The organism is Legionella waltersii, assembly GCF_001468085.1.
Lineage (GTDB): Bacteria > Pseudomonadota > Gammaproteobacteria > Legionellales > Legionellaceae > Legionella > Legionella waltersii.
Genome location: NZ_LNZB01000036.1, coordinates 44,967 through 59,544 on the forward strand (window position 1 = coordinate 44,967; position 14,578 = coordinate 59,544).

The following is a 14,578-nucleotide window of genomic DNA, read 5'->3' on the forward strand; positions in this document are numbered from 1 at the left end:
AACATACTCAACCTGAATAATTTCATACTCCACCAAGCCGCCAGGAGTTTCCACGGTAACGGTATCATCAAGCTCTTTACCAATTAACGCACGAGCAATCGGGGAGCTATAAGAAATTTTATTTAATTTAATGTCCGCTTCGTCTTCACCTACAATTTGATAAGAGATTTCAGAATCAGAGGACGTTTGGCATATCGTAACGGTACTACCAAACACCACTTTGCCATTGTTAGTCAGTTTACTGATGTCAATAATTTGGGCGTTGGATAATTTGGCTTCAAGTTCCTGAATACGGCCTTCATTAAAGCTCTGCTGTTCACGAGCCGCATGGTACTCCGCATTTTCCTTCAAATCACCATGAGCTCTTGCCGTAGCGATGGCTTCTACAATCTTTGGTCTTTCTACAAATTTTAAGCGTTGTAATTCCTGTTGCAGTGCTTCTGCCCCTTGAACCGTCATAGGATGTTTGCTCATATTAACCTCTAATGCAAATCTTGTAATTTTGTAACAGTTTCCCTGTCCTCGTATTTCATGGCCAGGCATGCGGCCTCAGCACCTGATAACGTTGTGGTGTAGCTGACCTTATGCTGCAAGGCATTCCGTCTTATGGCAAAGGAGTCAGCGATCGCTTGTTTTCCCTCAGTGGTATTCACAATAAAATCAATTTCATTGTTTTTAATGAAGTCCAACACATGAGGTCTTCCTTCAGCCACTTTAAAGACTCTTCGGCAATCCACTCCAGCCGCTTGCAAAGCAAGCGCTGTTCCTCGAGTCGCAATGATTTCAAAACCTAACTCGATTAAACGTTTGGCAATCTCACCCACTCGCGTTTTATCCGCATCACGAACAGACACAAATGCCTTGCGTCGTTTCGCTATATGACAACCTGCTCCAAGCTGGGCCTTAGCATAAGCTTGTCCGAAACGTTTGGCAATCCCCATCACTTCTCCAGTGGATTTCATTTCAGGACCCAGAATCGAATCCACCCCTGAAAATTTGATGAACGGAAAGACTGGAAGCTTAATGGAGTAAAACGATGGCATTTGGTGATTTTGGGTTAAACCTTGCTCTTTCAAGCTGACACCTGCTTTACAAAGAGCTGCGATTTTCGCCAGTGGTAAACCCGTTGCCTTTGACACAAAGGGAACTGTTCTTGACGCTCGTGGGTTCACTTCTAAAACGTAAATATCATCGGACTGAATGGCAAACTGAGCATTGATTAAACCCACCACGCCCAGTTTCAAGGCCATTTTGCGGATTTGCTCGGTCAAATCTTGTTGTACCACGACACTCAAGCTGAATGGAGGCAATGTGCAAGCAGAGTCGCCTGAGTGAATTCCGGCTTGCTCAATGTGTTCCATCACAGCACCAATTAAAACGTCTTTGCCATCACAAACAGCATCAATATCCACTTCAATGGCATCATTTAAGAATCTATCCAACAACACGGGTGAGTCATTAGATACCTCGACTGCGTGCGACAAGTAATGTCGTAAATCGTCTTCTTGATAAACAATTTCCATGGCTCGGCCACCAAGTACGTAGGAAGGTCTAACCACCAAGGGATAGCCGATTTGACGAGCTAATTCAATGGCCTCGGCTTCGCTGCGAACGGTTCCATTGTCCGGTTGATGCAGTTTTAATTCTTTAACCAGTTGTTGGAAGCGCTCACGATCCTCTGCTTGATCAATCGCGTCTGGAGACGTACCAATGATTTTAACCCCATTGGCCTCAAGGCTGCGTGCTAGCTTCAGTGGCGTTTGCCCGCCGTAATGAACTATCAAGCCTTCAGGTTTTTCAACATCCACAATGGATAAAACGTCTTCCAAGGTGACTGGTTCAAAATACAATCGATCAGAAGTATCGAAATCGGTCGACACGGTTTCTGGGTTACAATTAACCATAATGGTTTGATAGCCCGCCTCACGCAAAGCCAATGCAGCGTGCACGCAGCAATAATCAAACTCAATGCCTTGCCCTATTCGATTAGGTCCACCACCCAATATCATGATTTTTTTCTGACTATGATCAGGGCGAGCCTCACAACTTTGTTCGTACGTGGAATACATGTAAGCCGTATCCGTTGGGAACTCACCTGCGCAAGAATCGATTCGTTTATACACTGGTGTCACACCCAACTGCAGTCGCTTGGCTCGAACTTCGGCTTCAGAGCATTGTAACAATTGAGACAAATACAAATCAGAAAACCCTCTATGCTTCATAAAGTGAAGCGTGGCTTTATCCAAACTATCGAGTGGCTTATTAGCAATAGACTGTTCTAATTGCACCAATTCTTGAACTTGCGCCAAGAACCAACGGTCCACCCGACTTTCCATATGAATTTCTTCTAGAGATAGATTCTGCCTAAAGGCATCGGCAATATACCAAAGTCTATCCGGTGTAGGTTCGCGTAAATGCCCTCTCAATAAGGCCTTATCTTCATTTTTAGACAGCGGGTGCAAACCACTGCGCCCTATTTCTAAGCCTCGAATTGCCTTCTGCAAGGATTCTTGAAAGTTCGATCCAATGGCCATCACTTCACCAACGGATTTCATTTGTGTAGTCAGGGTATTCGGAGTTTGAGGGAATTTATCAAAATTAAATCGCGGTACTTTGGTCACGACATAATCGATGCTTGGCTCAAAGGAAGCTGGGGTTTTTCCACCTGTAATTTCATTTTTGAGCTCATCCAAGGTATAGCCGACTGCTAATTTTGCAGCCACTTTCGCAATGGGGAAGCCCGTGGCTTTAGAGGCCAAGGCAGAACTACGTGATACCCGTGGGTTCATCTCCACCACCAACATACGCCCATCTTCAGGATTGATGGCAAACTGCACGTTTGAACCGCCAGTGTCTACGCCAACAGCCCTTAACACCTTAATGGCTGCATCACGCATGCGTTGATATTCTTTATCGGTTAATGTTTGGGCAGGGGCTACGGTAATGGAGTCCCCGGTATGCACCCCCATGGGGTCAAAGTTCTCAATGGTGCAAACGATGATGCAATTGTCGTTTTTATCACGCACCACTTCCATCTCGTATTCTTTCCAGCCGAGCACGGATTCATCAATTAAAAGCTCGTGAGTAGGAGATAGCTCCAAGCCTCTTGTACAAATTTCTTCGAACTCTTCGCGGTTATAAGCAATACCCCCACCGCTACCGCCCATGGTGAAGGATGGTCTAATAATGGCTGGGAATCCAAGGCGAGCTTGAACCTGAATAGCCTCTTCCAAGCTATGAGCAATCGCTGAACGCGGCATATCCAAGCCAATCTTGATCATCAACTGGCGAAATTTCTCTCTGTCTTCTGCTCTATCAATGGCTTCGCGAGTAGCACCAATCATTTCAACCGAGTATTTGGCCAAAACCCCTTCTCGAACCAAATCCAAAGCACAGTTTAAAGCAGTCTGCCCACCCATGGTTGGCAATAAGGCATCGGGACGTTCAATTTCAATGACACGCGCTACTTCTTTCCATTGAACGGGTTCGATATACGTCGCATCCGCCAATTCCGGATCCGTCATGATCGTAGCCGGATTGGAATTAACCAAAATGACCCGATACCCTTCTTCTTTTAAAGCTCGAACAGCTTGGGTTCCGGAATAATCAAACTCACAAGCCTGACCTATCACAATAGGACCAGCCCCTAGAATCAAAATGGATTTTATATCGGTTCGTTTTGGCATAGTGGCGACAAAAAAAAATAAAAGTGAAATATTTTACCGGATTTTGGCTAAAGATTATACCCTTGAATGAGGAAAGTTGAGGAAAAGAATGGGATTTTGTCTTTAAAACATACCTCATTTAAATAATTTTATTAAAAATGAATTTTCTTACGTTTCTCTTTTAATCAAACCTTAAGTTGAATTGTTATATAATTAAATTGTGTCGATATTTTACAATGTGGTCTATAATTAAATTATAAACATAACCTGGAGGCATGAAAATGTGGAAAACGGTTAAAAAAGGCTTTAAAGATGCTGGTAAACAAATCAAACAAGGTGTTGGTGATTTATTAGATGCGGTTGACGACGTTGTAACAAATGCAGTTATAGAAGCTAAAAGGCCTGAGACAGAAGAGCCAATTAAAAATGTAGTTGATGAACTTAATAGGGTACTTAATAAACTTAAGGTTAACGAACCATACACAGGTAAAGATCCAGCTATACGCGCAGCAATACAGATGCGATCTCAATTAGGTGATGCATTGAGGGAGCTTGATAAAGATTTGGGGAAACTCAATGCAAGAGCTCCGCTTCTAGAATATAATACTCAATGGAACAACGCAGTGAATAAATTTAACCAAGCATCCGCTGAAGTAATAAGATCGTATAGAAGCGATATCACTAACGCTCCATGGAATGGGTGGACCCCTTTGAAAAAATTTGCAAATTTATTTATTGCGTTGTATAACGCATTGCCTGGAGAGGGTAAAATAGAACCCTACACATTTGACAAAACACAAGTAACTTTGGCTAGTCAAAATAATATAAAAGGACAATTAGACACACTTAAACAAGAAATGGTTGATAGTGAACCTTCTATGCGTCCCAAACAGTAATAGTTTCTCGTCAATTAAGTTAACCAGAAAAACCACGAAGCACATTATATAATGTGTTTCGTCGTTTTTCTGGTTAATGAAATTTCATAATTTGAGCACAGTTCATACAAAAGACCAAGTGGGTCATATATACAGTGGTGTTTATTTTTGACAACAATAACACCAAACATAATATAAAGTACAAAATATGGATGTAGTCAATTTTAAATGACGTAAACAATCGTTGGACCTTTTATAACACTAATTTTTCTCGGTTTTAGAAGAAAATACCATCTGTATTTCACTTTAAATTTTCTAAAACTCGCTGATTTTATCCATAAAATTCTCTTTTTAGAGGAAAAAGACTCTATAAAATCATTTAAAAGTTTGTGTGTTATTCCCTTTTTCCCTCATTGTTCCCCTTGTAGAGCATAATTTATCCGAAATTTTATTTTTTAATCAAACCTTAAGGTTAATAGTAATATAATTAAGTGTGGCTAATTTATTTACATTATGTTCTATAATTAAGATTAGATGTGATAATATTATTGGAGATACTATTGTGGTCAAAAAATATACTGAGATAGATGAGCGTACAAAGTTTAGAGATGCTTTAGGTTATCGTCCACGTGCACATAGTCAGGACCAAGAAGCAGAGCCTGTAGCCTATCAAGTAGAATCAATATTAAACACCTTAATAGACACGTTCAAAGAGCATGATAAAGAGATAGATGGATCGACTAGAAAGGCAGCATTACAAATGGGCTTTCGATTAAACAAAGCGCTTGAAGCCTATGATAAAAAGGCTCTGCATCTAGCGGGGACGAGACAACAGTTTGCCGCAGAAGTTATTCATATAATGTATGAATACAAATCTGCCGTTGAAACTAAGCCTGGTATTTTTAGGCAACTCTTATCAGAAATGGCAAATTTTATAAAAAAATGGACTACTTTATCGACTAATAAGGATATTCTTGCAAAAACAATGTTTGGTTCAAGCGGTCAGTACAAAACAGCAGCAGATGATCTGAGAGAAGCAGCGAAGCAAGAGGTAATGCCTGGAGAAGGTGCGATGAAAGCGCTAGACAGAGCTTTACCGGAGGTAACTGCTGATGATGTATTAGATCAACATGAGAAGGACTCTACCACATATAAAAGGCCATAGAGTTTATGTGTTTTTTATTTTCAGAAAAGGAGCTGCTTATTAAATCATTTTTATTTGATTGTTGAGCAGCCCTTAATGTTTTTTATCTTGTAAACTTTAATTAAGATACGGAACAGTAAATACAAAATTTAAATTATATATTACTTATTTTGATTGTTTTTTAATTAACTATTAATTAAAATAAGCTAATTGATAGTTTGGACCAATCGTTAGACCACGTATCTACTTTATTCTCAAGGAACTAGATAAAACGAATGTGTCAGGGAATGGACTCATCCGTTCGCAGGGAGTTATTACTTGCTGCTTCTGGAATGCTATTGCTCCCTGTATTTGGGATAGACTACTCCAATGAATTGAAAAAAGTGAATCCATCAATCAAGATACTAGTGCGTTTGTTACTCCTATTTTTACACCAGAAAAAACAAGAGCCACTGAAGAGGCTCTGTGCCCTAAGAGCAGAGTCTTAGGGGAAGCAGTACTAAGAATCATCATACCTGTCAAATATCAGGGCAAATATGAGTTGATATTCCACCAAATTCCATATAATCTGATCATCCAACCTATATAGAGTTTAACCAATTAAACTCAAGACCCATAAGGATTGATTGGGGATCATTATTTGACAAGGAGGTATCCATGCATCGTATTTTCAGAAGTTCCAATGTTGATCAATGCATTTCCACCATCGAGAAATTCATCATCCATGCAAATGAATTGGGGCGTTCTAATAAAGAGGCAATAGGAGATCTAATTGCTTTTTTTATGAAAAAGCCTTTGCCGAATTCCTTGCTGGAGAATAATAACGACCCTAAAGTTGCCTCGATAAAAAGAATGTGTCGAGTCATGGATTCAAGGGTGCGCATGGGATTATTGCTGGCCATTCCTGAAGTTTGCTCCAAGTTTGGGGATGATGAAGCAGATATGCCAAGTATCCTTAGCGAGAAAGACGCTGCTGTTCATTTAATTAGCGAGTTCTATCACCGGTTACGTAACGAACCCACCAATCAAATGCATTTTAAGATGAATGATGCGTGGGCAAATATAAAGACTAAAAGCACAGAAACCGCTTTGTTGTTTTGCATGCAAACTTTTGTACCGGCACTGATTATTGAAGGTGATTTCCCAAATGAGAAACGTAAGATTGCTCTGTTTCAAGAAGTATTAGGTGCCTTGGAATGTAAAACGACTTTGGTGTACACACGCAATGGAATAACGAGCAAGAATCCACAGGGTATGACTTGTTTTCTCAAAAGCATGAATATCGCCAACCGACTTTCCCTCACGCATGGCAGTTTTGAAGATTGGACTGCGAATGACATGCAACACTTTGTGCAAATGGTCAAATCATGTCCTGACTTAACTCACCTCAGCTTAGCACACATGAACATTGATGCCTGTTGTAAGGATGAAGCAAAATTTAAATGCATTTTAGACTTGATCAGTTTGCCGCAATTGCATTATTTAAATCTTTCTGGAAATCACATGAATCATTTGAACAAAGAACAACGTCAACGACTCGAGTCGGCTATGAGTAGGTCCCCAATAGAGGTTATCCAACTGCGGTCAACACCTGAAAAAATAGCGTCCAGTCATCGTTTGTTTGTCTCTTCGAAAAATGTGCTTGGTGAGAAAAGTAAAGCGGCTGATAAGACGGACGAGGATGTTTCTTTGTACACGATGTTGTTGTAGCTTCTATGGGATATCCGCTGGTCCTTCATGGTCGTGGATCGGATTTGCATGGTTCCATTAAACATCCGCTCCCTAACGGTCGCGGCTCGGTTGGTTCTATGTAGCACGGGAAAAACTGGGCTGAATAGGTCCCCAATAGAGTTCATTTTACTGCGGCCAACACCTGAAAAAATAGCGTCCAGTCATCGTTTGTTTGTCTCTTCTCAAAGTGTGCTTGGTGAGAAAAGTAAAGCGGCTGTTAAGACGGACGAGGATGTTTCTTTGTACACGATGGTGTTGTAGCTTCTATGGGAAATCCGCTCCCTGACGGTCGCGGCTCGGTTGGTTCTGGGTAGCACCAAACAAACCGAGCCGCGACCGTTAGGGAGCGGATGTTTGATGGCACAATGTAAATCCAAGGTGCAGGCATTCGGAAGCGGAAAACAAGTTGCAATTGGATAGTTGATCCAGTAAATTCTCACCGGCCAGTTATGGCAAAAGCAAGCAATACAAAGGACCAACCGAGCCACGACCGTCAGGGAGTGGATAAAGGAAAGCAGTACAATGACCCTAGAAGCAGCGATCCCGCTAGCCTATTTCATTACATTCACATGTTATGGAACCTGGTTACATGGAGAAAAACCAACATCCGTTGATCGATTATGCAATACCCCAGGAACTGATTTTTTAGTTCAAAACCCCAAAAGAGCACAATTAGTAAAAGTTCAAATGTCTGAACCCCCTTATTTGCTCGATCATAAACGACGAAACATTGTTCTAAAATCCATTAAAGAAGTTTGCACATATCGCAAATGGTCATTATTTGCGGCACATGTTAGATCCAATCATGTGCATCTAGTCCTGCATGCCATGTCTAAGCCCGAGATAGTAATGAATACAATCAAAGCTTATGCATCCCGACAATTAAATGAGTCACCATTGGACATATCACGAATGAACCGCTGGACTCGTCATGGCAGTACTCGATATTTATGGGAAGAGGAGGAGGTTGAAGCAACGATACATTACGTGGTCCATGAGCAAGGTGAATTGATGGCGTTTTATGAAAATAAAGATCGTTTAGTGGTTGGTGATTTGTAATATCCGCTCCCTAACGGTCGCGGCTCGGTTTTTTGTGCTACCCAGAAAAACCGAGCCGCGACCGTCAGGGAGCGGATGCACGATAGCACCCAACAATCCGAGCCATGCTGTGAGGGTCCAGAAACTAAAGAAAACTGAACCTCCGCCGACAAATCCAATATTAAACCATTCATTAAAAACAATAAGAATGAACATAAAACACAATTTAACGAACACGTCCATCGTCCTAAAAAGCTACGTTAACAAATACGCGTTTATCGGTTTGGGAATTGCGGTATTCAGTATTTTAATCGCTACCTGCATCGTTTCCTATCAGATTACAGGCTCCATCAGTTTAAATGGATTTATTAAAGCCCAACTAACTAACCCAGCAATATGGGTTCTTGATCTAACCCCTTTTATTTTTGCTTATTGGGGACAATCGTTTTGCTATAGCTTAATGAATAGAGCCAAAACCATTCTTTCGAACACAACCAGTGAATTTCTCAATAAAAGCGGGGATCTAGAAGGGCAGCTTAAATACGAAGTTCAACATGATAGCCTTACTCATTTGCCGAATAGTCGATTATTGAAAGAGCAAATCATTGAGTCCATAAAACAACTTAATAATTCAGGTGAACTTGCCGTAGTTATTCTAAAAATAAATGGTTTTAAACAGTTGCACAATTATTTTGGCAATTTTAATGTCAATCAGGCTTTAATCGAATACTCCAAAACCATCCAATCCGTGTTGCTTGAACATTCAATTCTGGAAGCCACGATTGGAATAAACTCCGCTGCACGCCTGGATCATGACGAATTTGCCTTATTATTACGTCGATTGAACATGAACGTCGATCGAAACAAACTCTTGGCATCCATCATCAACTCAACAACAACCAGCATCATGGTTGATGGGATTCCCGTTCCTTTCACTCCTGTTGCAGCAATTGCCACCTATCCTTTTCAAGCGGACAATGAAGAAACCTTGATCAATAACGCTCGAACAGCGGTTTATCATGCACGGAAAGAAGGAAAACCCTATATGGTTTATCATAAAAGCATGGATGAAGGGTTCAGCATTAACCGCGCTTTAATGAATCAGCTAGGGCAAGCCATTGAGCAAAATACCCTTAAAATCCATTATCAACCTATCTATGAGTTGGCCACAAGAAAAATCGTTGGTGCTGAATCCATCGTTCTGCTTGAACATGACAAAGCTGGGCTAATTCCCGTTGAGAAGTTTATGCCTCTCATTGAGGCCTCGCCATTGGTGCATAAGGTCACTGAATTCCTGTTAGCAAACAGCATAAAGCAACTTCAAAAATGGCAGCAAGAGGGCTTTATGATTTTTGGGGCAATCCATTTAGCCACTAAAGATTCCGTTAATAATGATTTACCAAGTTTAATTGAGATGATGCTTCATGAACATAAAGTAAATCCAGACCATTTAAAACTAGAACTGACGGAACAAGCTTGCCTTTTAGACCCAACAAAAACAGCCGAGATACTTCATCAGATATCCAGTTTGGGCGTGCAGCTCACCATTGCTGACTTCAACAGCAGTTTTTCCTCCTTTGTGTCTTTATCCAATCTCCCAATCCATGAACTAAAAATAGAAAAATCACTGATTATGAATATGGGAAAAGATCCAACGAAATCAAACGTCATAGAAGGCATCATTAGAGTGGCTAATTCCTTAGGGTTGAAAACCTCCGCGGATGAAATTAGTGACGTAAAAACGGCTGAGCTATTGAAGGAGTATGGCTGTGTTTATGGCCAAGGCTCTCATTTCTCACAGGCTTTAGATGCTCTTGAATTTAGCATCTTACTTCAAAAACCATCTCAATAACGATAGGCATAGTATCCGCTTGCTTACGCGCGCGGCTCGGTTCTTTCTTTTCTATCTGAAACAAATCTGAGTCACAGCAGGGAGTGAACCGAGCAGAGATCATGAGGGATAGATGTAGGGGACGGACCCCAGTGGGGTCCGTCCCCATTTGTCTTGGTACATCTTGAACCAGTTACCACATGGTAACTAATTGATAATTATAAGTATTATTTTTACACTTGAATTCCCTTTTACAAACAGGAGACTGGGATGAAAAATCAAGTTAAGGAAGTGATTAAATCAATTATTTTGTCTAAGTTGAAGCAAGATAAAGCGGTTTGGTGTGTGCCTCAGGGTTAACGCTGGGTGATTTTGTCCGCTCTCTCACGGTCGCGTCTCGGTTTTTCCTTGCCAATCGAGCCACGACCGTCAGGGATCAGATACTAGGTAACGCCAATCGAGGATGCCAAGTTGATAACTGATCTACATCAATCCATCACCTACAAGAATGAGAAGCTCTTCACACGCTACGAGAGGGACTACCCCAATGCCCTTTTAGCAGCTCCAGTTGCGTTAAAAGAACTCATTAAGTTCTTTTGGTTAAGTAAAAAACACCAACAAGACTTACTCCTGAAACCCTACGCGAAACATCTGCAATTTCAATGCGCGATTCATCAAGAAATGGGTGATATCGATTCGATGTGGCATACCTTTTTGCTGTATTCAAAAGAGTATCAAACATTTTGCCTGACGCATTTTGATGGACAATTTATTCATCACGAGCCTAAGGAGGATTCAACTTCGATGGTTGGTGAGATAGAGCTCACTTATTATTTAGAATACATTGAACAACATTTAGGGCTCAGTACACTCAAATTGTGGTTTCAGGTTACTGACTAATAAATCATCCATGTGTTGCTCCGTCCAATCCGTTAGCTGCTTTAAAATCGGAGCCAAAGACCTGCCCAACGCTGTTAAACAGTATTCTACCCTTAAGATTATTTCATGGTATTCAGTACGCTGTATGAATCCAAGTTGCTCCAATTTTTGTAAACTCTGAGTAAGAACTTTAGGAGAAATCCCGCCAATATCCCTTTTCAATTCTCCAAATCGGTATGTACTTTGAGACAGCTTAAGAATGATTAAAATAGACCATTTGTCACCAATGGCCGCTAAAATATTTCGTGAGGGGCAGTCTTTGTTGTACACATCAAATTTGATATTCAAGCTAATTTCCTTTCAGTCCAAAAACCCATATTTGTCCCAAAATTTCATGAAATGCGATGGAAAAATAACAAAGGTTATAGGTATTAGGAATCACCATTTTCAGCCAAGTATCGGTGCTCCAATAAAAGGTGAAGTCGGTAGGAGCAGGAATTGGGTTTAAGCCCTCTTTCTTGCATAAAACCATTGAACGAGGCATATGTACTGCAGAGGTCACTAAATAAAACGGATCTTGATGAACGATGTGCACTAGTTCTTTAGCCTGTGCAACCGTATTAATGGAGTATGTCTCAAGAACTACTCTGTCTTTAGGTATTGCAAACCATTCGCTTAACTCAGCCAATAAGAATGCCTCAGGTTGCTCCCCAATAGAGCCCCCTCCAGACAAAACTAATTTTGCTTTGGGTAGTTGCCGGAATAGTCTCACGCCTTCAACCAAGCGTTTGATGCTTGCTGAGGACAATAAATCATTGGCAGGAAAGCCTGGAGATAGGTTTTGGCCCCCGCTTAAAACAACAACCCATTTGACAGAAGGGTCTGCTAGTTTCACGACCTTATATCGAGCCTCTAATTGTTTGGTCAAGTAATGCGGCAAGAATCCAGTGCTGAACACAAGAAGAACGAGTAAAACAATGAACCCTAATACGCGCATGCGCTTCGATGAGATAGACCGCCAGAAAAGGAGCATGACAGCAAGCAAAAGCAAACTGATTAAAAAAGGATTCAATAAAAACTCAAGAAAATGCCTTAAAGCAGCCATTATCTCACCCTGCGCATCAAATACAGTCCTATCAAAGCAAATATCACCGTAGGAGCAAATGCAGCCAGCTCCGGTGGCCACTGGAAAACCGTGCTCACTGGCCCAAAAAAGCGATTTCCTAAATGAAAACCAAAGCCAACCATAGCTCCGACCAATAATTTAGATCCCATGGTGGAAGAACGTAATGGCCCAAAAATAAAGGGTATTGCCAACACCATCATCACCACCGTGTTTAATGGCTGAATGATCCGCTGCAATAAGGCAAATTTATAATTTGAAACGTTTTGTTGGTTATTTTTTTGATCTTTGATGTAACGTTTCAACTCCATCAACGTCATCTCATCGGGATTAGTTCCCGCTAACTTCAAAATATCCAATTTTACAGGAACATCCCAAGTGATCGTTTTAAATTGAGTGGCTTGTGTCGCATTTTCAGTGAACTCTGTCTGGCTCACTCCATAGGCTACCCAAGCGTTGTTTTCGTACTTCACTTCGTCCATATGTCGAGCCAAGGTTAGATTGTGCTGCTGGTCGAAGCGAAATTGTTTAACCGATTGCAAAATATTCCCATTTTGCACCAAGGCTATGGACACAAAATCATTGCCATAACGCAACCAAGCGCCTTTTGATGTTCTTAGGGTTTGCCCTCCTGTGAGGGCCGCGACTTTGTATTGATTGGCGTAATGTGCCATAAGCGGGACAATGGTCTCTCCCAAAGTGGTGATTAACACAATAACAATAAAGGATGCCTTTAAAACGGCTGCGGTGATCTGTCCAATGGACATCCCCGCCGAACGCATGACAATCAGCTCACTGTGATTTGCCAAAACACCCAAGCCAATTAAGCACCCGAGTAAACTTGCTACTGGGAAAAACAAATACACTTGGTAAGGCATTTGCAGTAAAACAAAAAAAGCGGCCTGGACAATTCCATAATCCACTTGACCTAAATCGTCGACCTGATTAACAAATAAAATGAAGATCTGTAGACCTACGAGCACCAAAGTGACCAAAGCAATCGCTGATAGTACGCTCCTTGATATATAACGATCTAAGATTCTACTGCTCATGCAAGTTTCACCTTATTGCGCCAAATGAAATAGACCCCTAATGCAATAACCAGTAGGTGAATCCACCACATCCCTATCCACCAAGGAATTTTACCCGTAGCTACGGCGTCACGGGCTACAAACATGAAATTAGCGTACAATATATATATCAAAATTGCCGGTAATAGCTTAGCAAACTTCCCCGATCGGGGACTGACTCGGCTGAGTGGAACAGCAATCAATGTCAGTGAAAGCACCATCAGAGGAACTGAAATTCGCCATTGCAATTCCGCTGCTTTGGCTAAATCAGGATTGTTAAAGGGCCACAAATCAGCTGTTTTAATGGTTTTAGCCTCGTTTTTGTAATTCGCCGTTGGCTGAGGCAGTTTGGATTGATAGGTTTCAAATTGAGCCACTTGGTAGTCTGCTTGGCCGGGTACACCTTGATACTCCTTACCATCCTGTAAAATTAAGTAATCCTCATTCGTTTTAGGGTTTGTTTTAGCCAGTGCTTTATTGGCCCAGAGGACATCCCAAATGACACGATTATCCCTTATACTTTGCCTAGCCATGAACACTTGTTCTCCCTGAGTATGATCGCGACTCATGGATTGCACATAGAATACTTGTTGACCTCCATTAATGGCATGGAAGCGACCGGGCATGATGGTCTGAATAAGCGTTTTAAGACCGGTAGAGCGTAACAATTTATATCGCTCCGCGGCAATTATAGGGCTCGCCCATATCATGACTGCAGCGACTAGAACGACAACAACACTTCCCATGATTAAGCTGTGCTTAAGCAGCTGATTGGGACTATAACCACTGGCACGCAACACGGTCATTTCGCTCTCTGCGTACAAACGCCCATAAGCGAGAAGTAAAGCCACATAAAATCCTAAAGGCAACAATAGCCCCATTAAATTCGGCATTTCTAAGAGCATGAGTTTCATGATGACAACCCCAGGAATCGTCCCAGAAGCCGCCCGATTCAAGTATTGAATGAATTGATTACTCATAAAAATAAGCACAAGAATCGCGGTTAACGCAATTAATGTTAAAAACACTTCTTTCGCCAAGTAACGAAAAATAATCAATCGATACCCCTAGATTGAGAATAGTATGGATAGGCTTTAATTCTGCAAACTTAACCCCAAAGCACTTGTTAGAATACCATAAATTTCAACGAAACATGATAAATGTAAGTTTCAATGCACAAGCAATTTGGTTAAACTAGTGCTCTATTTAAAGGCATAGGAAT

At 41.3% G+C, this 14,578-nt stretch carries 13 protein-coding genes; 7 read left to right on the forward strand and 6 right to left on the reverse strand.

Annotated features, from left to right (window positions below):
• Positions 1-474 (reverse strand): transcription elongation factor GreA (gene greA / locus Lwal_RS06380; protein ID WP_058479993.1); only part of this gene is annotated, 474 nt, incomplete at its 3' end.
• 8 nt (positions 475-482) lie between these two features.
• Positions 483-3,686 carry a carbamoyl-phosphate synthase large subunit gene (gene carB, locus Lwal_RS06385; RefSeq protein WP_058479994.1) on the reverse strand — a complete coding sequence of 1,068 codons (3,204 nt, stop codon included), beginning with the start codon at positions 3,684-3,686 and terminating at the stop codon, positions 483-485.
• A gap of 254 nt (positions 3,687-3,940) precedes the next feature.
• Here carB and Lwal_RS06390 point away from each other — a divergent pair, with 254 nt between their 5' ends.
• The 7 genes from Lwal_RS06390 (at position 3,941) to Lwal_RS06425 (ending at position 11,184) form a co-directional block, all read left to right on the forward strand.
• Positions 3,941-4,561 (forward strand): hypothetical protein, encoded by a 621-nt coding sequence (locus Lwal_RS06390; protein ID WP_157737798.1) that lies wholly within the window; start codon positions 3,941-3,943, stop codon positions 4,559-4,561.
• Between the two features lie 541 nt (positions 4,562-5,102).
• The gene (locus Lwal_RS06395; protein ID WP_058479996.1) at positions 5,103-5,705 is read left to right on the forward strand and encodes a hypothetical protein; all 603 of its coding nucleotides are present in this window, start codon (positions 5,103-5,105) and stop codon (positions 5,703-5,705) included.
• Positions 5,706-5,971: 266 nt separating this feature from the next.
• The gene (locus Lwal_RS06400; protein WP_133141233.1) at positions 5,972-6,172 is read left to right on the forward strand and encodes a hypothetical protein; all 201 of its coding nucleotides are present in this window, start codon (positions 5,972-5,974) and stop codon (positions 6,170-6,172) included.
• 169 nt (positions 6,173-6,341) lie between these two features.
• Complete coding sequence (locus Lwal_RS06405) at positions 6,342-7,394, forward strand: hypothetical protein (protein ID WP_058479998.1); 1,053 nt, start codon at positions 6,342-6,344, stop codon at positions 7,392-7,394.
• 543 nt (positions 7,395-7,937) lie between these two features.
• Positions 7,938-8,474, forward strand: a complete 537-nt coding sequence (locus tag Lwal_RS06410) for a transposase (RefSeq protein WP_058479999.1) — start codon at positions 7,938-7,940, stop codon at positions 8,472-8,474.
• Between the two features lie 187 nt (positions 8,475-8,661).
• Positions 8,662-10,305, forward strand: coding sequence for a phosphodiesterase (locus tag Lwal_RS06420; RefSeq protein WP_058480001.1), 1,644 nt, complete (start codon positions 8,662-8,664; stop codon positions 10,303-10,305).
• 450 nt (positions 10,306-10,755) lie between these two features.
• Entirely contained in the window at positions 10,756-11,184 is a 429-nt protein-coding gene (locus tag Lwal_RS06425) for a glycine-rich domain-containing protein (protein WP_058480002.1), read from the forward strand.
• On the opposite strand, the gene Lwal_RS06430 is transcribed toward Lwal_RS06425, so the two are convergent.
• The 4 genes from Lwal_RS06430 to lptF are packed head-to-tail and all read right to left on the reverse strand — an operon-like array spanning position 11,140 to position 14,414.
• Complete coding sequence (locus tag Lwal_RS06430; RefSeq protein ID WP_231950977.1) at positions 11,140-11,511, reverse strand: winged helix-turn-helix transcriptional regulator; 372 nt, start codon at positions 11,509-11,511, stop codon at positions 11,140-11,142. The two genes, Lwal_RS06425 and Lwal_RS06430, sit on opposite strands and share 45 nt — an antisense overlap.
• Before the next feature lies 1 nt (position 11,512).
• On the reverse strand, positions 11,513-12,268 hold the full coding sequence (locus Lwal_RS06435) for a YdcF family protein (RefSeq protein WP_058480004.1): 756 nt from the start codon (positions 12,266-12,268) through the stop codon (positions 11,513-11,515).
• Positions 12,268-13,338, reverse strand: coding sequence for an LPS export ABC transporter permease LptG (gene lptG / locus Lwal_RS06440; protein ID WP_058480005.1), 1,071 nt, complete (start codon positions 13,336-13,338; stop codon positions 12,268-12,270). The genes Lwal_RS06435 and lptG overlap by 1 nt, the downstream gene beginning before the upstream one ends.
• The gene (gene lptF / locus Lwal_RS06445; protein WP_058480006.1) at positions 13,335-14,414 is read right to left on the reverse strand and encodes an LPS export ABC transporter permease LptF; all 1,080 of its coding nucleotides are present in this window, start codon (positions 14,412-14,414) and stop codon (positions 13,335-13,337) included. The genes lptG and lptF overlap by 4 nt, the downstream gene beginning before the upstream one ends.
• Positions 14,415-14,578 lie beyond the last annotated feature (164 nt).

Excerpts from the sequence above, each read along its gene's own strand:
- Lwal_RS06400 (WP_133141233.1), top strand. The coding sequence starts at position 5,972 with ATGGACTCATCCGTTCGCAGGGAGTTATTACTTGCTGCTTCTGGAATG.
- Lwal_RS06390 (WP_157737798.1), top strand. The coding sequence starts at position 3,941 with ATGAAAATGTGGAAAACGGTTAAAAAAGGCTTTAAAGATGCTGGTAAA.
- Lwal_RS06405 (WP_058479998.1), top strand. The coding sequence starts at position 6,342 with ATGCATCGTATTTTCAGAAGTTCCAATGTTGATCAATGCATTTCCACC.
- Lwal_RS06420 (WP_058480001.1), top strand. The coding sequence starts at position 8,662 with ATGAACATAAAACACAATTTAACGAACACGTCCATCGTCCTAAAAAGC.
- lptG (WP_058480005.1), bottom strand. The coding sequence starts at position 13,338 with ATGAGCAGTAGAATCTTAGATCGTTATATATCAAGGAGCGTACTATCA.
- Lwal_RS06435 (WP_058480004.1), bottom strand. The coding sequence starts at position 12,268 with ATGGCTGCTTTAAGGCATTTTCTTGAGTTTTTATTGAATCCTTTTTTA.
- Lwal_RS06410 (WP_058479999.1), top strand. The coding sequence starts at position 7,938 with ATGACCCTAGAAGCAGCGATCCCGCTAGCCTATTTCATTACATTCACA.
- carB (WP_058479994.1), bottom strand. The coding sequence starts at position 3,686 with ATGCCAAAACGAACCGATATAAAATCCATTTTGATTCTAGGGGCTGGT.